General features: G+C 73.5%; 20 protein-coding genes and 1 tRNA gene. 7 read left to right on the forward strand and 14 right to left on the reverse strand.

All coding sequences use genetic code 11. From position 1 onward, the window contains the following. Positions 1-119 precede the first annotated feature (119 nt). Positions 120-193: transfer RNA gene (locus tag ABZ885_RS19960), tRNA-Thr, on the reverse strand. A gap of 294 nt (positions 194-487) precedes the next feature. Between ABZ885_RS19960 and ugpC the strand changes: the two genes are divergently transcribed. From ugpC to ABZ885_RS19975, 3 genes are all read left to right on the forward strand, one after another. Beyond that, positions 488-1579, forward strand: a complete 1092-nt coding sequence (ugpC, locus tag ABZ885_RS19965) for a sn-glycerol-3-phosphate ABC transporter ATP-binding protein UgpC (RefSeq protein WP_360190005.1) — start codon at positions 488-490, stop codon at positions 1577-1579. 261 nt (positions 1580-1840) lie between these two features. After that, positions 1841-2281, forward strand: a complete 441-nt coding sequence (locus ABZ885_RS19970) for a hypothetical protein (protein WP_360190007.1) — start codon at positions 1841-1843, stop codon at positions 2279-2281. A gap of 104 nt (positions 2282-2385) precedes the next feature. Beyond that, on the forward strand, positions 2386-3162 hold the full coding sequence (locus ABZ885_RS19975) for a nucleotidyltransferase family protein (protein WP_360190010.1): 777 nt from the start codon (positions 2386-2388) through the stop codon (positions 3160-3162). 129 nt (positions 3163-3291) lie between these two features. Here ABZ885_RS19975 and ABZ885_RS19980 read toward each other — a convergent pair whose 3' ends face one another. The 7 genes from ABZ885_RS19980 to ABZ885_RS20010 all read right to left on the reverse strand — a co-directional run bounded on the left by ABZ885_RS19980 (position 3292) and on the right by ABZ885_RS20010 (position 10620). Next, on the reverse strand, positions 3292-4959 hold the full coding sequence (locus tag ABZ885_RS19980) for a DoxX family membrane protein (protein WP_360190012.1): 1668 nt from the start codon (positions 4957-4959) through the stop codon (positions 3292-3294). 278 nt (positions 4960-5237) lie between these two features. Further along, positions 5238-6233 (reverse strand): 23S rRNA (guanosine(2251)-2'-O)-methyltransferase RlmB, encoded by a 996-nt coding sequence (gene rlmB / locus ABZ885_RS19985; protein WP_360190015.1) that lies wholly within the window; start codon positions 6231-6233, stop codon positions 5238-5240. Positions 6234-6359: 126 nt separating this feature from the next. Next, the gene (cysS, locus tag ABZ885_RS19990; protein ID WP_360190018.1) at positions 6360-7751 is read right to left on the reverse strand and encodes a cysteine--tRNA ligase; all 1392 of its coding nucleotides are present in this window, start codon (positions 7749-7751) and stop codon (positions 6360-6362) included. 148 nt (positions 7752-7899) lie between these two features. Beyond that, entirely contained in the window at positions 7900-8295 is a 396-nt protein-coding gene (locus ABZ885_RS19995; protein WP_360190052.1) for a PPOX class F420-dependent oxidoreductase, read from the reverse strand. 225 nt (positions 8296-8520) lie between these two features. Beyond that, the gene (gene ispF, locus ABZ885_RS20000; protein ID WP_360190020.1) at positions 8521-9021 is read right to left on the reverse strand and encodes a 2-C-methyl-D-erythritol 2,4-cyclodiphosphate synthase; all 501 of its coding nucleotides are present in this window, start codon (positions 9019-9021) and stop codon (positions 8521-8523) included. Continuing rightward, positions 9011-9760: a 2-C-methyl-D-erythritol 4-phosphate cytidylyltransferase gene (gene ispD, locus ABZ885_RS20005; protein WP_360190055.1), complete on the reverse strand. Its 750-nt coding sequence runs from the start codon at positions 9758-9760 to the stop codon at positions 9011-9013. Before ispD ends, ispF begins: the two co-directional genes overlap by 11 nt. A 377-nt stretch (positions 9761-10137) precedes the next feature. Next, entirely contained in the window at positions 10138-10620 is a 483-nt protein-coding gene (locus ABZ885_RS20010) for a CarD family transcriptional regulator (RefSeq protein WP_030244332.1), read from the reverse strand. Between the two features lie 415 nt (positions 10621-11035). On the opposite strand from ABZ885_RS20010, the gene ABZ885_RS20015 reads away from it, so the two are divergent. Beyond that, positions 11036-11737 (forward strand): DUF461 domain-containing protein, encoded by a 702-nt coding sequence (locus ABZ885_RS20015; RefSeq protein ID WP_360190023.1) that lies wholly within the window; start codon positions 11036-11038, stop codon positions 11735-11737. 119 nt (positions 11738-11856) lie between these two features. On the opposite strand, the gene ABZ885_RS20020 is transcribed toward ABZ885_RS20015, so the two are convergent. Continuing rightward, the gene (locus ABZ885_RS20020; protein ID WP_360190026.1) at positions 11857-12549 is read right to left on the reverse strand and encodes a response regulator transcription factor; all 693 of its coding nucleotides are present in this window, start codon (positions 12547-12549) and stop codon (positions 11857-11859) included. Between the two features lie 2 nt (positions 12550-12551). After that, positions 12552-13838: an ATP-binding protein gene (locus ABZ885_RS20025; RefSeq protein WP_360190029.1), complete on the reverse strand. Its 1287-nt coding sequence runs from the start codon at positions 13836-13838 to the stop codon at positions 12552-12554. Positions 13839-14144: 306 nt separating this feature from the next. Between ABZ885_RS20025 and phoU the strand changes: the two genes are divergently transcribed. Then, on the forward strand, positions 14145-14831 hold the full coding sequence (gene phoU / locus ABZ885_RS20030; protein WP_360190032.1) for a phosphate signaling complex protein PhoU: 687 nt from the start codon (positions 14145-14147) through the stop codon (positions 14829-14831). A gap of 189 nt (positions 14832-15020) precedes the next feature. Next, complete coding sequence (locus ABZ885_RS20035; protein ID WP_360190035.1) at positions 15021-15197, forward strand: hypothetical protein; 177 nt, start codon at positions 15021-15023, stop codon at positions 15195-15197. Positions 15198-15267: 70 nt separating this feature from the next. On the opposite strand, the gene ABZ885_RS20040 is transcribed toward ABZ885_RS20035, so the two are convergent. Then, a complete protein-coding gene (locus ABZ885_RS20040; protein WP_360190038.1) occupies positions 15268-15423 on the reverse strand; it encodes a lytic polysaccharide monooxygenase in 156 nt (51 codons plus the stop codon). Between the two features lie 82 nt (positions 15424-15505). Beyond that, positions 15506-16264: a phosphoglyceromutase gene (locus ABZ885_RS20045; RefSeq protein ID WP_360190041.1), complete on the reverse strand. Its 759-nt coding sequence runs from the start codon at positions 16262-16264 to the stop codon at positions 15506-15508. Positions 16265-16414: 150 nt separating this feature from the next. On the opposite strand from ABZ885_RS20045, the gene ABZ885_RS20050 reads away from it, so the two are divergent. Next, positions 16415-17707, forward strand: a complete 1293-nt coding sequence (locus tag ABZ885_RS20050; protein WP_360190044.1) for an MFS transporter — start codon at positions 16415-16417, stop codon at positions 17705-17707. Positions 17708-17716: 9 nt separating this feature from the next. On the opposite strand, the gene ABZ885_RS20055 is transcribed toward ABZ885_RS20050, so the two are convergent. Both ABZ885_RS20055 and mshA read right to left on the reverse strand, forming a co-directional pair. Beyond that, positions 17717-18256, reverse strand: coding sequence for a YbjN domain-containing protein (locus ABZ885_RS20055; protein ID WP_360190047.1), 540 nt, complete (start codon positions 18254-18256; stop codon positions 17717-17719). 72 nt (positions 18257-18328) lie between these two features. Beyond that, positions 18329-19705 carry a D-inositol-3-phosphate glycosyltransferase gene (gene mshA, locus ABZ885_RS20060; RefSeq protein ID WP_360190050.1) on the reverse strand — a complete coding sequence of 459 codons (1377 nt, stop codon included), beginning with the start codon at positions 19703-19705 and terminating at the stop codon, positions 18329-18331. Positions 19706-20020: the final 315 nt, after the last annotated feature.

Consider the following 20020-nt stretch of genomic DNA (forward strand, 5'->3'; position numbering starts at 1 on the left):
CCGATACCGGGCACGGAGCCCGGGGCCGACGGCCGGGAAGGGTGAAGCGCCGCACTCGACACGGCGGCCGCACACGCAGAACGCCCCGGACCTCACCGGTCCGGGGCGCCCACAACACGAGCCCCCTGTCGGGTTCGAACCGACGACCCCCGCTTTACAAGAGCGGTGCTCTGGCCAGCTGAGCTAAGGAGGCAACGGTGGCCGTCCGCGACGAGGTCACGGCGGCACCGGGGGCAGTCTACCGGGCGGGGGTGGGGCGGTGGTGGCATATCCGGGGGATGGGAGGGGCGGGCGGGCGCGGGCGGGCGTGATGGAACCGATGCCGAAATCGGGCGGACCGGGGGCTGACAAGCGGCGCAGGCGCAGGTAGCGTCGCCAGGAGTCGGTTCGCGCAGTGGTTCAGACCAGTGTGCGGGCCGATGCGCACGACATCCACCCTTTACTCGGATCGTCCGGCACGTTCCTGCCGGTGAAGGAGAGCACAGCCATGGCTTCTGTCACGTACGACCAGGCGACCCGCGTCTACCCCGGGGCCGACAAGCCCTCGGTGGACGCGCTGGACCTGGAGATCGCGGACGGCGAGTTCCTCGTCCTGGTCGGCCCCTCGGGTTGCGGCAAGTCGACCAGCCTCCGCATGCTGGCCGGCCTGGAGGACGTCAACAGCGGCGCCATCCGGATCGGCGACCGGGACGTCACGCACCTGCCGCCGAAGGACCGGGACATCGCCATGGTGTTCCAGAACTACGCGCTGTACCCGCACATGACCGTCGCCGAGAACATGGGCTTCGCGCTCAAGATCGCGGGCGTCAACAAGACCGAGATCCGCACCAAGGTCGAAGAGGCCGCGAAGATCCTCGACCTCACCGAGTACCTGGACCGCAAGCCGAAGGCGCTCTCCGGCGGTCAGCGCCAGCGCGTCGCGATGGGCCGCGCGATCGTCCGCGAGCCGCAGGTCTTCCTGATGGACGAGCCGCTGTCGAACCTGGACGCCAAGCTCCGCGTCTCGACCCGCACCCAGATCGCGGGCCTGCAGCGCCGTCTCGGCATCACCACGGTGTACGTCACCCACGACCAGACCGAGGCGCTCACCATGGGCGACCGGGTCGCGGTGCTCAAGGGCGGCGTGCTGCAGCAGGTCGACACCCCGCGCAACATGTACGACAAGCCCGCCAACCTCTTCGTGGCCGGCTTCATCGGCTCACCGGCGATGAACCTGGTCGAGGTGCCGCTGGTGGACGGCGGCGTGAAGTTCGGCGGCTCGGTCGTCAACATCTCCCGCGAGGACCTGGCCGGGGCCGGCACCGACAAGACCGTGACCGTCGGCATCCGTCCGGAGCACTTCCAGATCGTCCCGAGCGGCGGCATCGAGGGCGTCGCGGTCACCGTCAACGTGGTCGAGGAGCTCGGTTCGGACGGCTTCGTCTACGGCACCACCAAGATCGGCGGCGAGGACAAGGACGTGGTCGTCCGCGTGCACGGCCGCCAGATCCCGGCCCGCGGCGAGACCATCCACGTCGTGCCGATCGCCGACGAGACCCACGTGTTCTCGACCAGCACCGGTGCCCGCCTGAGCGGCTGAGCAGCCGATCTCCTGAGCACCCGAGCGCCGGGAACGGACGAACAGCAGCAGGACGGAGCCCCGTCGGACCGCACGGTCCGGCGGGGCTCCGCCATCGGCAGGCGCGCCGTCAACCCGGCGTCGTCAACCCGGCGTCGTCAACCCCGCCGGTGCCGCCCGCCCGGCGGCGTCAACACGGTGAAGGGACGAACCGGGACAGCGCGTCACCCGATGGTGTCACGGAGGGCGATCCGGCCCGCACCCAGCGCTACGCTCCTGAGCGTGAAGCAGCTAGTTCGCCGAATCGGCCAGACCATCGCCCTGTCCCTGCCCGTGGTCCTGGTGACCACCGGCACCCTCGCCGTGACCAGGGTGCCGTGGGCCCCGCCGACCGGCCTGGACCAGCAGGTGGTGGCGGCGTCCAGCGGGGACGGCGCCGGCATCGGGCGGGCGTCCGCCGGCAAGGCGCCGGAGGGACTCGCGCCGCAGGACGCCCTGCGCGTCGCCCTGCTCGACGAGCTGCGCGCGCACAACCCGGGCACCGCGCTGGACCTGCTGGAGCGCTCGATGCGCGAGCAGCCGGCCCTGACGCCGTACTGCTCCTCGCTCGCAACCGAGCTGGGCAAGGCCGCGGTGCGGAAGTACCAGGGCGACGTCCAGCGGGCCCGCACCTTCGCCCGCCCGGTCTGTGACGGGTCGTTCGCCTCGGGCACCAGCGACTGACGGGCACGCCCGGCCGACAGGCTGACCGGCTGACGGGCACCCACCCGGTCTGGCGGCGCGGCGGCCTGACCGGCCCCCCACGGGCGCGCGCCTATTGTGCAGCCATGACCGCTGACACCACGCCCCCGCCGGCGCCGCAGCCCGCCACCCCCCAGCAGACCGTCGTCTCCCAGGCCGTCATCCTGGCGGGCGGCCAGGGCTCCCGGCTGCGGCCCTACACGGACGACCGCCCGAAGCCGCTGGTCGAGATCCCGGGGACGGGCACACCGATCCTCGGGCACCAGCTGGCCTGGCTCGCGTCCGAGGGCGTCACCGACGTGGTGATCTCCTGCGGTCACCTGGCCGACGTCCTGGAGGAGTGGCTCGACAGCGCCGACCTGCCGCTGCGGGTCCGCACGGTGGTCGAGGACGAGCCGCTCGGACGCGGCGGCGGGCTCAAGTACGCCGCGCGGGCGCTGCCCCGGCCGGAGGAGCCCTGGTACGCCACCAACGGCGACATCTGGACCAGGTTCAGCCTGCGCGACATGGCCGCCTTCCACCACGAGCGCGGCGCGGTCGCGACGCTCGCGCTGGCCCGGCCGCGGATCCCGTGGGGCGCGGTGGAGACCGACCAGTTCGGCAACGTGCTGGACTTCATCGAGGCCCCGCCCTCGCCGTTCCTCATCAACGCCGGCCTGTACGTGTTCAGCCCGGAGTTCACCGAGCTGCTGCCGGACGTCGGCGACCACGAGCGGACCACCTTCCCACAGCTGGCCCGGGGCAAGCGGCTGGCCGGCTACCAGCTGCCGCAGGGCGTCTACTGGCGTGCCATCGACACCGCCAAGGACCTCACCGAGGCCGCCAAGGAGCTCGCCGCGGGAGCCGGCCGCACGCCCCAGTAGCCCGCACGCCCCCTGCACGCGCCCACCCGCCCGAACACGGCAACCGCAACGACAACCGCAACGACAACGGCCGGGTGCTCCCCCACGGAGCACCCGGCCGTTGCCCGCCCTCCCGGGCCCGGCGGACCGTCAGGTCGACGTCGGCGACCCCGGCCACGAGCTCCGGGCGCCGCCGCCGGACAGCTCGGCCAGCGGCCCGCTGCCCAGCACCCCGCCCAACAGCCCCGAGCCGGAGCTGCTCTGGCTCGGCCTGGGCGCCGTCCCCGAACCGCCCGGCGCCGGCGTGCTGCGCTGCGCGGAGGACGAGCCGGCCGGCGACCCGGCCGACGGCGCCGCGGGGGCCGGGGACGCGCCGCTCTCCGGCTTGGTCGACCGCGCCTTCCCGCTCGGGGTGGCCGTCCCGGCCTTCGGCGAGCCCGGGGCCGTCGCCGGGGACGACGGGGCGGACGGGCTCGGCGCCGGCGAGGCGGGCCGGGACGGGGCGGGCGAGGGCGAGGTGGACGAGCCCTGCCCGCCGGGGGCCACCGACGGCCCGCCGCTCGGCCAGACCGGCGTGCCGTAGTCGGTGGCCGGCCGGGACGGTGCGGGGTGCGGGCGGCTGCTGGTGCGGACCGCCGCGCCGAGCATCGACCCGAGCAGCAGGGTCAGGCCGACCACCACCGCGGTCACCACCGCGCCCCGCCGCAGCACCCGCCGGCGCAGCGCCGCCGGCGCGCCCGCACCGTACCGGCGCCAGGCCTCCAGGTTGAGCCGCCCGTCCAGCGAGGCGAACGGCGCTCCGGCGATCAGCAGCGGGCTCCACGCCGCGAGGAAGATCAGGTCGGGCGTGTCGTAGACCGGCACGGCCCGCCAGCTGACCGTGAACAGCAGTGCGGCGGAGAGCAGCATCGCCGCCCCGGCCGCGAGCCGCTGCCAGAGGCCGAGCAGGGTCAGCACGCCCACCACGATCTCGGTGAACGACACCACCAGGCCGGAGCCCACCGGGTGCGCCATCGCGAAGGACAGCAGCGGTTCGGCGACCCTCCAGGGGTGCAGCGAGGAGAGCCAGCGCATCATCGAGCCGCGCTCGCCGCCGTCGAAGTACACCGGGTCGCAGAGCTTGCTGAACCCGGCGTAGACGGAGAGCGAGCCCAGCACCGCGCGCAGCGGCAGCAGCACCAGGCCGAGGTCGACCCGGCGGCCGGGGTACCAGGGCTGCCTGCCCTCGGCCGACGCGGCGGAGACCTCGGGCAGTTCGCCGCTGGGCGTCCAGCCCTGGGGCGTGCCGACCGGTCCGACGCCGGCCTCGCTGGCGGTCCCACCGCCCGCGCGCGGCTGGCGGGGGACGGTCCGGGCACCCCCGTACGACGGGATGACCTGGGTGTCGTCCTCGGGCAAAGAGCCGTTCCAGCCGACACCGCTCCCGCCGAGACCGTTCCCGACGACACCCGCGCCGCGCCCGCCGACCCCGGCCGGTGCCGGCACGCCGGTGAGCCGGACGGCGTCCAGCAGCCGGGTGGCGGCGAGGTCGCCGGGGGGCGCCTGTCCGCTCCAGGTGACGGCGGTGACCCGGCCCTTGCGGCGCTGTGCACCGCCGCCTCCGGCTCCGGCGAAGGCCGGCACGGCGGAGGCGGGCACCACGACCTGCGGGGTGACCAGCGGACGGCGGATCAGGCCCTGCGTGGCGTACGGGTCGCCGAACGCGGCGCCGGTGGACAGCAGTCCGGCCGGGGCCTCGATCAGCGGCGCCACCGGGGCGCCGAGCCGGAGCCGGAAGCTCGCCTGGGTGCTGCTGAGGCGCGCTGGGTCCGACGGCACCTTGACGGTGTCGAGGCCGGGGCCCGCGTCTATCCCGGTGCTGCCGCCGCCCAGGACGGGGCGCCGAGGTGTTCTGGTGTCCACACCCGTCTAACCGGGTGACGCCCGCTTAGGACACTCTCCCGGGTGGAGGTCGGGAGTGTCCTTGAAGTGATCATGAGAAAAGCGATCGGGCCCGGTCGGGCCCGATCGCTTTCACTCCGATTGCGGGCGGACGGCGGGGAATTCCGGAGAACGCCTGCGCCGCCGGCCGCCCGTCTGCGGGGGCGGGGGGTCGGTCAGCCGACCTTGGCCCGCAGGCGCGCGGCCTCGTACAGCACGACGCTCGCCGCGACACCGGCGTTCAGCGACTCGGTGAGGCCCGACATCGGGATCCGCACCCGGAGGTCGCAGGTCTCCGAGACCAGCCGGGACAGGCCCTTGCCCTCGCTGCCCGCGACGATCACCACGGGGCCGGTCAGCGCCTCGAGGTCGCCGATCTCGGCCTCGCCGTCGGCGGCCAGGCCGACCACCGTCAGGCCGGCCTTCTGGTACGCCTCCAGCGCCCGGGTCAGGTTGGTGGCGCGGGCGACGGGCAGCCGCGCCGCCGCACCGGAGGAGGTCTTCCAGGCGCCGGCGGTCATGCCGGCCGCCCGACGCTCCGGGATGACCACGCCGTGCGCGCCGAAGGCGGCCGCGGAGCGGACCACGGCGCCCAGGTTGCGCGAGTCGGTGACGCCGTCCAGCGCCACGATCAGCGCGTCCCGGCCGGAGTCGGCGGCCTCGTCCAGCAGGTCCTCGGGGTGCGCGTACTCGTACGGCGGGACCTGCAGCACCAGGCCCTGGTGGTTCATCCCGCCGGTCATCTGGTCCAGCTGCGCGCGCGGCGCCTCCATCAGCGGGATGCCGCGGTCGTTGGCGGCCTGGAAGGCGTCCCGCACGCGGTCGTCGGTGTCGATGAACTGCTGGACGTACAGCGCGTTGGCCGGCACGTCGCCCTGCAGCGCCTCGACCACGGAGTTGCGGCCGAAGACCAGCTCGGCGGAGCCCGCACCGCCGCGCCCGCCGCGCCCGCCGGCACCGGCCCGGCGCATGCCGGCCCGGGCCTTGGCGTCACGCTCGCGTTTGATCGCGGCGTTGGCGGCCCGCTGCTTCGGGTGACCCTTGCGCTCCTCGCCGGGCGGCGTCGGGCCCTTGCCCTGGAGCGCCTTCCGGCTGTGCCCGCCGGTACCGACAGACGCGCCCTTCTTCGATCCGGGGTTGCGGCGGTTCCTGCGCTGGCTGTTGCCGGCCATGGCTGTACTTCCTGTCTGTCCGGCATGCCCGGCGGCCCGGTGGGAACCGGCGCCGGCCGACGGCATGCGCTACGTCATGCGGGAGGGCCGCACCGGTCCGGTACGGCCCACCCTCACCCCGAAGGGCTACTTGTTAATCGTCCAGCGCGGGCCGGACGGGGTGTCCTCGATGGCCAGCCCGGCCACGCCGAGCTGGTCGCGGATGGCGTCCGCGGTGGCGAAGTCCTTGCGGGCCCGGGCCGCCTGCCGCTGCTCCAGGACCAGCCGGACCAGCGAGTCGACCACGCCGTGCAGGTCCTCGCCGCGCTCCGCCCCGGCCCACTGCGGGTCGAGCGGGTCGAGACCCAGCACTCCGAGCATCGCACGGACCTCGGCCAGACGCGCCACCGCGTTCTCCTTGTCGTCCGCGGTCAGGGCGCTGTTGCCCTGGCGGACGGCGGTGTGCACGATGGCCAGCGCCTGCGGGACGCCCAGGTCGTCGTCCATCGCCTCGGCGAAGGCCGGCGGCACCTCGGGCGCGGCGTCGACCACGCCGCAGCGCTCCACGGCGCGCTGGACGAAGCCCTCGATCCGGCCGAAGCCGGCCTCGGCCTCGCGCAGCGACTCCTCGCTGTACTCGATCATCGAGCGGTAGTGCGGGGCCGCCAGGTAGTAGCGGAGCACGATCGGACGCCAGCGCCGGACCATCTCGGAGACCAGCACCGAGTTGCCCAGCGACTTGCTCATCTTCTCGCCGGCCATGGTGACCCAGGCGTTGTGCACCCAGAAGTTCGCGAAGTCGTCGCCGTAGGCCTTGGACTGGGCGATCTCGTTCTCGTGGTGCGGGAAGATCAGGTCCAGCCCGCCTCCGTGGACGTCGAAGGCCGCGCCGAGGTACTTGTGGGCCATCGCCGAGCACTCCAGGTGCCAGCCCGGGCGGCCGCGGCCCCACGGGGTGTCCCAGCTCGGCTCGCCCGGCTTGGCGGCCTTCCACATCGCGAAGTCGCGCGGGTCCCGCTTGCCGGTCTCGCCCTCGCCCTCGGGCTGGCGCAGGTCCGCCAGCTTCTGGTTGGAGAGCGCCAGGTACTCGGGGTACGACTTCACGTCGAAGTAGACGTTGCCGTCGGCCGCGTAGGCGTGCCCCTTGGCGATGAGCGTCTGCATCATCTCGACCATCTCGGGGATGTGCCCGGTGGCCCGCGGCTCGACGGTCGGCGGCAGGCAGCCGAGGGCGTTGTAGCCCTCGTTGAACGCGCGCTCGTTCTCGTAGGCGATCTGCCACCAGGGCGTGCCCAGCTGGCGCTCCTTGGCGATGACCTTGTCGTCGATGTCGGTGACGTTGCGCGCGAACGTCACCTGGTAGCCGCGGTAGGCGAACCACCGCTGCATGATGTCGAAGTTGAGGCCGGACCGGATGTGCCCGATGTGAGGCGCCGACTGGACAGTAGCGCCGCACAGGTAGATCGAGACACAACCCGGTACAAGCGGGACGAAGTCGCGTACCTGGCGGGTGCTGGTGTCGTACAGGCGAATGCTCACAGCGTCAAGCGTAGTGGGCACCAGGGGGTGCCCTGCGACATTCGCGAATGTCAATACCGCGGCCGGTCCGTTTTCGCACGGCACCCCGCCGGTGGCGCCCCCCGCCGCGGACCACCCGGGAGGGGCCGCGGACCGCCGGACGGGCAGGTCAGAGGTTGCCGACCACCTTGCGCGGGGTGATCCGGACGACCACCCGCACGTCCTCCGGCCCGTCGAAGCGGTAGACCTCCTCGCCGCGGTACTTGTGCGCCAGCTCGTCGATCAGCTCCCGGCCGCCCTCCCGGGTCATGGTGACCAGGCCGCGCACCTCCGCGTACTCGTACGGGCTCTCCGGCGGGTTGACCACCAGGGAGATCCGCGGGTCCTTCACCAGGTTGAGGTGCTTGCGGCGGCCCTCCACGGTGGAGAACAGGACGTCCTCGCCGTCCCGCTTCACCCAGACCACGGAGGACTGCGGACTGCCGTCGGGCTGGATGGTGGAGACCACGGCGAAACTCTTGCCGTCGATCAGGGCCTTGGCCCGGTCGGAGAGATGGTCGGCCATCGAGGACCTCTTCTCGTCAAGCGGCATCGGTGGGGCCTGCCGGGCCCGCTCCGTACGGTAGCGACTCCCGGCCCGACAAACCTTCCTGAACACCCGTCAACACCCGGTTATTCCCGGAACGGCCCCCAGGCCGCCCGGGCCGGCTCCCCCCGGCGCCGCCGCCGGGCCCTGCTCCCGGGTCCCGCTCCCCCGGCGCCCGGCTCGCCGGCCCGGCAGCCGGCGCCTTCAGCGCCGCTCGTACACCAGGGCGGTGGCGATCGCCGCCAGCCCCTCGGCGCGGCCGGTGAGGCCGAGGCCGTCGGTGGTGGTGCCGGAGACCGAGACCGGCGCGCCGACCGCCGCCGAGAGCGCGGCCTGGGCCTCCTCCCGGCGCTTGCCGATCTTCGGCCGGACGCCGATCACCTGGACCGAGACGTTGCCGATCTCGAAGCCGGCCTCGCGCACCAGCCGGGCCGCCTCCCCGAGCAGCGTGACCCCGGACGCGCCGGACCACTCCGGCCGGTCGGTGCCGAAGTGCGCGCCCAGGTCGCCGATCCCGGCGGCCGAGAACAGCGCGTCGCAGGAGGCGTGCGCGGCCACGTCGGCGTCCGAGTGCCCGGCCAGGCCGTACTCGGCGCCCGGCCACTCCAGGCCGGCCACCCAGAGCGGCCGGCCGGCCTCGAAGGCGTGCACGTCGGTGCCGATGCCCACCCGGGGCAGCAGCGGTGCGGACGGGTCAGTAGGCATCGGAGGCCCTCCGGCGGGCGAGTACGGCCTCGGCGAGCACGAGGTCCAGCGGACGGGTGACCTTGAACGCCTCCTCGTGACCGGGCACCACCACCACCCGGCCGCCGAAGCGCTCGACCAGGCCGGCGTCGTCGGTGACCGGCGGCAGGCCGCCCCCGGCCTCCTCGGTCAGCGCCTTGGCGTGCACCTCGGCCAGCGTCCCGCGGCGGAAGCCCTGCGGCGTCTGGACGGCCCGCAGGGTGGCCCGGTCGGGCGTGTCGAGCACCGGCTCGGGCGCGCCCGGGTTCGGCTCGACCCGCTTGACGGTGTCGGCCAGCGGAACGGCGGGCACCACGGCCTCGGCCCCGGCCCGGACGGCGGCCGCGACGGCGTCCACCACCTCCACCGGGACGAGCGGCCGGGCGGCGTCGTGCACCAGCACGATCTCCACCTCGGCCGGGATGGCGGCCAGGCCGAGCCGGACCGACTCCTGGCGGGTCGCCCCGCCGGCCACCACCCGGACGTCCTTGCCGTCCAGCCCGTGGCTGTCGAGCAGGCCGACCACCTCGGCGACCCCGTCGGCGGGCGCGGCGACCACGACCAGGCCGACCGCCCGGCTGCGGGCGAGCGCCCGGACGGCGTGCACCAGGAGCGGCACCCCGCCCAGTTCCCGCAGGGCCTTGGGGGCTCCGGGCCCCAGCCGCTCGCCGCGTCCGGCGGCGGGCACCACTGCTGCTGCGACTGCTGCTGTGGCGTTCAGGTTTCACTCCTTCGGCGAAGTGGGTATGGCCATGGCGTGCGCGACGACCCCGTGCACGACGAGCGTACGGACCCCTTCCGAAAGCACCACGGTCCGGCGCCCCCAGCACGCGCACCACGGCACCGCCCCGCCGCCCCGGCGGACGCGGTACACGTAGAGCAGTACAGGCGGAAACGGTCATGCGGCCCGTCCCGAAGACAGGTCGGACGCGGACGGCGGGCCGCGGAGCGCCCGGGCGGGGCGGCGTCGTCGCGAGGTGGCGCCGTCCGGACACGCCTCAGCGCCCGAAGTGCCACGGCACCACTTCCGGACGGTTCGTCCGGGAAGCGGCGCGTCGGCACCGGGCGCTGTGAGCGGTGGGCGGAAGCCCGGCCGCACTACGAGGCGAGCACCTCGTCGAGCAGCGTCTCCGCCTTGTCCTCGTTGGTGTTCTCCGCCAGCGCGAGCTCGCTGACGAGGATCTGGCGTGCCTTGGCGAGCATGCGCTTCTCGCCGGCCGACAGGCCGCGCTCGCGCTCGCGACGCCAGAGGTCGCGCACAACCTCGGCGACCTTGATAACGTCACCCGAGGCGAGCTTCTCCAGGTTCGCCTTGTAGCGACGGGACCAGTTGGTAGGTTCTTCGGTGTACGGTGCGCGCAGCACCTCGAAGACCCGGTCCAGACCCTCCTGGCCGACTACATCGCGCACGCCGACGAACTCCGCGTTCTCGGCGGGCACGCGGAGCGTCAGGTCTCCCTGCTGCACCTTGAGCACCAGGTAGGTCTTGTCCACACCTTTGATCTGGCGAATTTCGATGGCCTCGATCAGCGCGGCCCCGTGATGGGGGTAGACCACCGTGTCGCCAACCTTGAACGTCATGTGACAGGACCCCTTCCGTGGCTTTCCAGAATAACACGCTTTTCGGCGCACCCGAAGGGCGTTTTCGCAGGTCAGGGCAGGTCTCGGGGCTTGACAAGGACCCCCATGACGTGCTGCGACCGATGTTCGACAGGGGCTTCCCGCAGGTCGGAGGCGGTTCCGGCGCTCACCGAAACCTGCGGCAACACTCCTGAAACCGTGATTGGATCTTGAGTTTTCACCGTTTATCGGGCCGTTTCCCGATCGTGATCCGATCTTGGTCTAAAGTTGACCGGAACACGACGACGTGCGGCCGTACGGGCGCCCGGCGCGGCCCGGGCGGGCGACACGGGGACCACCCCGTGAGGAGCGCATAAGCGAGGTCGATAATCTGAGACCTGACCAACCGCCACGTGACCTAGGAGAAGCCGCCGCCGTGAGCCGCAGCCTTCGAGTCGGCAGCATCGCCGCCATCGCCGCCGTCGCCATTGCCTCGCTGTCGTCCTGTGCGGCCGGCAACTCGCCGGACACCCTGGAGATCAAGCCCGACAACGCCCAGGCGACCGTCGGCCCCAGCATCCGCCTGAACAACATCGCCGTCGTCACCGGGGACGAGCCCTCCGGTGAGCACACCGGCCCCGTCAACGTGACGGTGAACATCAGCAACTCCGGCAACACGCCGGTCGAGCTGCAGTCCGTCAGCGTGGGTACCGATTCCGCCACCTTCGCGGACGACAAGGGCGCGCCGGTGGCCGGCATCGTCGTGCCGGCCGGCGGCTCGGTACTGCTCGGCGGCGACGGCAACCCGTCCGCCCGGGTCGCCTCCACCAGCGTGGTCGTCGGCGGCTTCGCGCCCACCTCGTTCACGTTCAAGAGCGGCGAGAAGACCGAGACCGAGGCCTCGGTCTACCCGAACAAGAGCATCTACAAGGGCTTCGGCCCGACCCCCACCCCGGTCGCCGTGCCGACCAAGGCCGCCGGCTCGCCGTCCGCCGCCACGACGGGCGCCGCCGCCACCGCCACGGCCCCCGCCGCGGGTGCGGCCACCGCTCCGGGCTCCGCCGCCACCGGTGCGGCCACCCCGGCCGGCGCGGCCACCCCGGCCGGCGCCGCCTCGCCGTCCGCCGGGACCCACTGACCCGCGGCCGCACGACGCACCGAAGGCCCCCTCCGGCGACTGCCCGGAGGGGGCCTTCGGCCGGGCCCGCGTCGGGCGACGCGGGGCCAGGCGGCGCGATCAGCGCGGGCCTCCCGTGTTTACGGCTCGAACTTGTAGCCGAGGCCGCGGACCGTGACCAGGTAGCGCGGCGCGCCCGGGTCCGGCTCGATCTTCGCCCGCAGGCGCTTCACGTGGACGTCCAGGGTCTTGGTGTCGCCGACGTAGTCCGCGCCCCAGACCCGGTCGATCAGCTGCATCCGGGTGAGCACCCGGCCCGCGTTGCGGAGCAGCATCTCCAGCAGGTCGAACTCCTTCAGCGGCAGGTCGACCTTGGCGCCGTCCACCGTGACCACGTGCCGGTCGACGTCCATCCGGACCGGCCCCGCCTCCAGCGCGCCCGGGCCGCCGTTCTCGCCCGGGCCCTCGGCCTCGCCGCGCCGACGCAGCACCGCGCGGATCCGGGCGACCAGCTCGCGGGTGGAGTACGGCTTGGTGACGTAGTCGTCCGCACCTATCTCCAGGCCGACGACCTTGTCGATCTCGCTGTCCTTGGCGGTGACCATGATCACCGGGACGTTGGAGCGCACCCGCAGCTGACGGCAGACCTCGGTGCCCGGCAGGCCGGGCAGCATCAGGTCGAGCAGGACGAGGTCGGCGCCGTTGCGTTCGAACTGCTCCAGCGCGTCGGGGCCGGTGGCGGCGATGGCCACCTCGAAGCCCTCCTTGCGGAGCATGTACGAGAGGGCGTCGCTGAACGACTCCTCGTCCTCGACCACCAGTACTCGGGTCACGATCAGGCCTCCGGGGAAAGCAGCGGGGTTGGTTCTGACAGGGGGTGTGCGGACTCCCCGGCGGGGAGCGTGTGGTCCGCGGGGGCCTGCCCGGCGGGCAGGCGCAGGGTGAAGGTGGAGCCCTGGCCCTCGACGCTCCACACCGAGACGGTGCCGCCGTGCGAGGCGGCCACGTGCTTGACGATGGAGAGGCCGAGGCCGGTGCCGCCGGTCATCCGGGAGCGGGCCGGGTCGACGCGGTAGAAGCGTTCGAAGACCCGCTCGCGGTCCTTCTCGGAGATGCCGATGCCCTGGTCGGTGACCGAGATCTCGATCAGTTCGCCGTCCGCCTCGCCGAGGGCGGCGGCGCTGGAGATCCGGCGGGTGGCGATCGCCACCCGGGTACGCGGCGGACTGTAGTTGACGGCGTTCTCGACCAGGTTGCCGAGGGCGGCGGCGAGCTGGCCGCGGTTGCCGTGCAGGTAGAGGCCGGCGATGCCGCCGGCCGCGATCAGGATCTGCTTGGCGGCGGCCTGCTGGCGGCAGCGGTCGATCGCCTCGGCGATCAGCTCGTCCACCGCCACCGGCTCCGGGTCGGTCATCAGCCGGTCGTCCTGGACCCGGGAGAGGTCGATGATCTCCTGCACCAGGCTGGCCAGCCTGGTCGCCTCGATCTGCATCCGGCCGGCGAAGCGCTGCACGGCCTCCGGGTCGTCGGCCGCGTCGGCGACCGCCTCGGAGAGCAGCGAGAGCGCGCCGACCGGGGTCTTGAGCTCGTGGCTGACGTTGGCCACGAAGTCGCGGCGGACCGCCTCGACCCGGCGGCGCTCGGTCTGGTCCTCGACCAGGACGAGGACCAGCCGGGAGCCCAGCGGGGCGACCCGGACCGAGACCGCGAGCGGCTCGGCGGCGCGCGCCGCGCCCGGCCGGGGCAGCTCCAGCTCGATCTGACGGATCTCGCCGTCCCGGCGCGTCTTGCGGGCCAGCGAGAGCAGCTGGTCGACGGCGACCGCGCCGCCGCGGACCAGGCCCATCGCGTACGCGGCGGAGCTGGCCTTGACCACCTCGTCGCCGTCGCCGAGCACGATCGCGCAGGAGCGGAGCACGGAGAGTACGGTGTCGACCCCCGGGGGCAGCGGGGGTTCCTGGGCGGCGGCGCCGAGCGCCTGCTGCCGGTTCCTGCCGTTGGTGCCGCTGTGCCTGCCCCTGGCCTGTTCGCGCTCGCTCCAACGGAAGGCGATGGAGGCCGTGAGGCCGACGCCGAGCCCGGCTATGGCGCAGGCAGCGGCGGCGGCCACGTTCACGTCCATACCGAAAGCCTAAGCGCACGGCGCGGGCGCTCCCCAAGGGTCAGATCAAGGGATCGGCCGCGCGTTGCCGAGAATTCACCTGCACGTGGCTGCCGGTTCACCGCACCGGCCGTGCATGGTCGCCCGGACGGCCGAGAGTGGGCCGTGCAGCCCGTGTGGGAGTGGGTGGCGGACCGAACACCCGTCCGCCGCTCCGGTGCGCGCGTACCATTCGCGCCACCAGCAGCGGTCGCCCGGACGCCGTACCGACGGTCGTACGGGATGACCGGTCGGCACCGCCACCGACACAGCTACTGAGGAGAGAGCATGCGCGACGCGTACCACGAGGAACTCGACTCGATCGGCGACAGCCTGATCGAGATGGCCCGGCTGGCCGGCTCGGCGCTGGGCCGGGCCACCACCGCGCTCCTCGACGCGGACCTGGCGCTGGCGGAGAGCGTGATCGCCTCCGACGAGAAGATCAACGACCTCCACCACGACCTGGAGAACCGGGCGATCGACCTGCTCGCCCGCCAGCAGCCGGTCGCCACCGATCTGCGCATCGTCGTCACCTCGCTGCGGATGAGCGCCGACCTGGAGCGCTGCGGCGACCTCGCCCGGCACGTCGCCAAGGTCGCGCGGCTGCGCTACCCCGAGTCGGCCGTCCCGCGCGACCTGCACGCGACCGTCCTGGAGATGGGCCAGCTCGCCCAGCGGCTGGTGGCCAAGGCGGCGCTGGTGATCGCCACCAAGGACGTCGACAAGGCGCTGGAGCTGGAGCAGGACGACGACGCGATCGACGCGCTGCACCGCGACCTGTTCGCGCACCTGATCGACGACCGCTGGCACCACGGCATCGAGACGGCCGTGGACGTCACCCTGGTCGGCCGCTACTACGAGCGCTTCGCCGACCACGCGGTCTCGGTGGCCAAGCGCGTCGTGTACCTGGTGACCGGTGAGCACGTCGCGGAGTTCGTGGCGGCCACCGAGGCGGCGGAGGCCGTCGGGGAGTGAGCCGGCGGCCCTCCCGCCCGCTGCCCCGCCCTCACTCCGGCGGGTGAGTAAACCTTGGGCGGGAGTGGTGGGGGCGCACGGCCTGCCGGGGCCCCCACCACCGCGCGCCCGTTGACGCTCCCTCCGATCGGCGGTTTCACTCGATGCCGTAGGCACCGAAGTGTGCCCGTCAAAGGAGGGTCCAGCGCGATGAAGGCAACCCCGACTCGACCGGAACCGGCACGCGACACCGTCGAGCCGCCCGCCCCGAAGCTGCTGCCCGTCCTCGCGGCCGGCTGCGGCTGCGGCCCGGGCTGCGGCTGTGGCTGCCAGTCCGGCGCCCCCTGCCAGTGCGGCGGCGCCAGCGGCGGCTGCTGCGGGCACTGAGCGGCGCCCGACGGAGCTCCGTGGTGCACGGCCGCCGTGGGAGACGGTCGTGCACCTCGGCCTGTCCGGCTCAGAAGCGGACGTCGGTGCAGGAGTGGAAGGCGTTGCCGGTGTCCGCGATCTCCCGGACCGCGACGACCACCTGGTGCCCGGTGCGGCCGCCGGGAAGGGCCGCGGTGTGGCCGACCGTGCCCGGCACCTGGACGCCGCTGTACGGGAAGGTCACGAACCACCCCTCACCACAACGGAGTTGAACGACTAAGGCCCCGCCCCCCGATTCGGGGAGCGGGGCCTCGGCGGCAAGTGGCTTACTTCTTGCCCTGGTTCTTGACCGCCTCGATGGCGGCGGCGGCGGCCTCCGCGTCGAGGTAGCGGCCGCCCTTGGCGACCGGCTTGAAGTCGGCGTCCAGCTCGTAGACCAGCGGGATGCCGGTCGGGATGTTGAGGCCGGCGATGTCCTCGTCCGAGATGCCGTCGAGGTGCTTGACCAGCGCGCGCAGGCTGTTGCCGTGGGCGGTGACCAGGACGGTCTTGCCGGCGGCGAGGTCCGGGACGATGGCGTCGTACCAGTACGGGAGCATCCGCTCGACGACGTCCTTCAGGCACTCGGTGCGCGGGCGCAGCTCGCTCGGGATGTCGGCGTAGCGGGCGTCACCGGCCTGCGAGTACTCGGCGTCGTCGGCCAGGACCGGCGGCGGGGTGTCGTACGACCGGCGCCACAGCTGGAACTGGTCCTCGCCGAACTCGGCCAGGGTCTGGGCCTTGTCCTTGCCCTGGAGGGCGCCGTAGTGGCGCTCGTTCAGGCGCCAGCTGCGGCTGACCGGGATCCAGTGGCGGTCGGCCTTGTCCAGGGCGATCTGCGAGGTGCGGATCGCGCGGCGCAGCAGCGAGGTGTGGACCACGTCGGGGAAGAAGCCCTCGGCGGCGAGGAGTTCGCCACCGCGCGCGGCCTCCTTCTCGCCCTTCTCGTTGAGGTCGACGTCGACCCAACCGGTGAACAGGTTCTTCTGGTTCCACTGGCTCTCGCCGTGGCGGAGGAGGATGAGTCGGTACGTCGTGTCAGCCATGGGCCCCAGCTTACGGGAGGCGGAAAAACCCCTGGTCGGGACCTCAGCCCCGGGTGTAACGTGCGCTCAGCGCTTGTGCCACTTACCTACTCGCTGTACGGTCCCGCCGGTACCGCTCAGCGGAACGTCCGCCGCCCAGGGAGCCCCCACGTGCCCGATCCGTCCGTTCTGCCCGCCTCCGCCCGGATCCGAAAAGCCACGAGCGAGGCGGTGGGCGGACTTCCCCGGCAGTTCTGGTGGCTCTGGACGTCGACCTTGATCAACCGGCTCGGCGGGTTCGTCGTCACCTTCCTCGCGCTCTACCTCACGACCGACCGCGGGTACTCGGCGTCGTACGCGGGCCTGGTCGCGTCGCTGTTCGGCCTCGGCTCGGCGATCGCAGCGGTCGCCGGCGGAGTGCTGACCGACCGGATCGGGCGGCGGCCGACGCTGGTCGCCGCGCAGCTCGGCACCGCGCTGTTCACGGCGGTGCTGGGCTTCACCGACGGGCAGGTGGCGATCGCGGTGGTCGCCTTCCTGGTCGGCCTCTGCAACAGCGCGAGCCGCCCGGCCGTCTCGGCGATCATCGCGGACATCGTGCCGGCCGCGGACCGGGTCCGCGCCTACGCGCTGAACTACTGGGCGATCAACATCGGCTTCGGCCTCTCGGCTGCCGTCGCCGGCCTGATCGCCTCGCACGGCTACCTCACGCTGTTCGTGCTGGACGCGCTCTCCACGCTGGTCTGCGCGGTGGTGATCTTCGTCCGGATCCCGGAGACCCGGCCGGACACCCCGGCCGCGCGGGCGGACGAGCCGGCGGCCGGTCTCGGCACGGTGTTCCGCGACACCCGGTTCATGGCGGTGGTGACACTCAACGTGCTGCTCGCCCTGGTCGCCCAGCAGGGCAGCACCACGCTGGCCGTGGACATGGGCCGGGCCGGCATCACCTCCACCCAGTACGGGCTGGTGATCGGGCTCAACGGGCTGCTCATCGTGGTCCTGCAGATCCCGCTCACCCGGTGGATGGAGGGCCGCAACCGGACGGCGCTGCTGGTCGCCAGCGCGCTGTTCATCGGCTGGGGCTTCGGGCTGACCGCGCTCGCCGGGTCGTCCGCCTGGTTCTACGCCTTCACCGTGGCGGTCTGGACGATCGGCGAGATCCTGAACGCGCCGACCATGATGGGCCTGGTCGCCGAGCTGTCGCCGACCCACGCCCGCGGCCGGTACCAGGGCGTCTACTCGCTCTCCTGGTCGCTCGCCTCGTTCCTCGGGCCCGCGGTCGGCGGCGTGCTGCTGGAGCGGGCCGGCGGTGCGGCGATGTGGGGGGCCTGCGCGGTCTGCGGCACGGTCGCGGCGGCCGGGTACGTGCTGCTCGGGCGGCGGGCGGGGGCGGCGACGGCCGCCGCCCCGGTGGAGCCGGGTCAGGAACCCGCCGTGACCGAACCGGCCCCGGCGGGCTCCTGACACCGGGGGTCACTCGGCGGCGGGTGCCTCGGCAGGCGCTCCGGCCGACGGGCCGGCCAGGTGGGCGAAGGCGGCCAGGTTGCGGGTGGACTCCCCGCGCTTGGTCCGCCACTCCCACTCGCGCCGGATCGCGGAGGCGAAGCCCAGCTCCAGCAGGGTGTTGAACGGCTCGTCGGCGTTGTCCAGCACCGCCCCGAGCAGCCGGTCGACGGCGTCGGGGGTGAGCGCCTCCAGCGGCAGCCGGCCGGCCAGGTAGACGTCACCGAGCGCGTCGATCGCGTAGGCGACGCCGTACAGCCGGGTGTTGCGCTCCAGCAGCCAGCGGTAGACCGCCTCGTGATTCTCGTCCGGGCGACGGATCACGAAGGCGTTCACCGAGAGGGTGTGGTCGCCGGCCCGGAACGCGCAGGTGGTGTTCAGCTTCCGGGTGCCCGGGAGGGTCGCCACCAGCGTGTACGGGTCGGTGGTGGCCGGCTCCCAGGCCACCCCGGCGTCGTCCAGGGCGGCGCGCAGGAGGGAGAGGGCCTCGTCCTTGGTGCGGATTGCCATGGGGGTGACGTTACTCGGCGGTACGGGCGGCGCGCAGCACCTCACCGGCCGCGGCGCGCGGCCGGTGCCCGGTCAGGCGAGCAGCCGGCGGGCGCCGGCCAGGCGGCCGGCCGGGCGTGCGAGGCTGCCGGCGTACACCTCGGCGGTGGTCGCCGCCGCGGTGTCCCAGCCGAACCCGGCGGCGTGCCGGGCGGCGGCCGCCCCCTGCCGGGCGAGCAGGGCCGGGTCGGTCGCGTACGGCTCCAGCGCGTGCGACCAGGCCTGCGGGTCGTGCCCGCGGACCAGGGTGCCGGTTACGCCGTCACGGACCGCGACCGGCAGGCCGCCGACCGCGGCCGCCACCACCGGCGTGCCACAGGCCTGCGCCTCCAACGCGACCAGCCCGAAGGACTCGCTGTACGAGGGCATCACCAGCGCCGTCGCCGCGCGGTACCAGTCGGCGAGCACGGCCTGGCCGACCGGCGGGTGGAACCGGACCACGTCGCAGATGCCCAGCTGGGCGGCGAGCTTGTGCAGGCTCTCCGGCTTGGCCAGCCCGGTGCCGGACGGGCCGCCGACCACCGGGACCACCAGCCGCTCGCGCAGCTCCGGCCGCCGCTCCAGCAGCGCCGCGACCGCGCGGAGCAGCACGTCCGGCGCCTTCAGCGGCTGTATCCGGCCGGCGAACAGCAGCACCGCGGCGTCCTGCGGCAGGCCGAGCCGGGCCCGGGCGCCCGCGCGGGCCTCCGAGCCGCCCGGGCGGAAGACGTCCAGGTTGACGCCCGGGTGCACGACGGCCAGCTGGTCCGGGCGGGCCGCGTAGTGCAGGGCCAGCTCGGCGGCCTCCTCGGTGGTGTTGGCGATCAGCCGGTCGGCGGCCTCGACCACCTGCGTCTCGCCGATCACCCGGGCGGCCGGCTCGGGGGTGTCGCCCTCGGCCAGCGCGGCGTTCTTCACCTTCGCCATGGTGTGCATGGTGTGCACCAGCGGCACGCCCCAGCGCTGGGCGGCCAGCCAGCCGACCTGGCCGGAGAGCCAGTAGTGCGAGTGCACCAGGTCGTAGTGGCCGGGGCGGTGCCCGGCCTCGGTGCGGAGCACCCCGTGGGTGAAGGCGCAGAGCTGGGCCGGCAGGTCCTCTTTGACCAGCCCCTCGTACGGGCCGGCGGTGACGTGCCGCACCAGGACGCCCGGGGCCAGCTCGACGGTGGGCGCGTCGTCCGAGCAGATCGCCCGGGTGAAGACCTCCACCTCGATGTCCAGCGCGGCCAGCCGCTTCGCCAGCTCCACGATGTACACGTTCATGCCGCCGGCGTCGCCGGTGCCCGGCTGGTGCAGCGGGGAGGTGTGCACGCTGAGCATGGCGATCCGGCGCGGGCGGCGGCGGCCGCCCGTGACCAGCGACTGGAGCCGGCCTCGCGCGGGCGGGGCCGGCTGGGCACGGCGCATCGAACGGACGGAGTGCTGGATCACCTGGCTGAAGCCTCCTCTGTGCTGCCCGTCTCCGCAGCCTGCTCGGCTGCTGCCTGCTGTCCGGTGTGTGCGCGACCGCCCACGCCGCTCCGCCGCACCGCAGTTCACGGCGCGCCGGTCCGCTGCCCCGTCCGGGCACACATCACCACCAGTGTGCCAACCACGTGGTCACCGACCGGCATTCCCGTCTCGGCACATGAGATGGCCCACGGTGGCGGACGGCCGGCTCCGCACCGCCGGGCGCCCCCCGTGGCGGGCCGTGCGGGCCGGCCCGTTCGTGCGTGCTCCGACCGGGGGTATACGACCTGAGGCCCC

Source organism: Kitasatospora sp. NPDC047058, from assembly GCF_040643935.1.
GTDB lineage: Bacteria > Actinomycetota > Actinomycetes > Streptomycetales > Streptomycetaceae > Kitasatospora.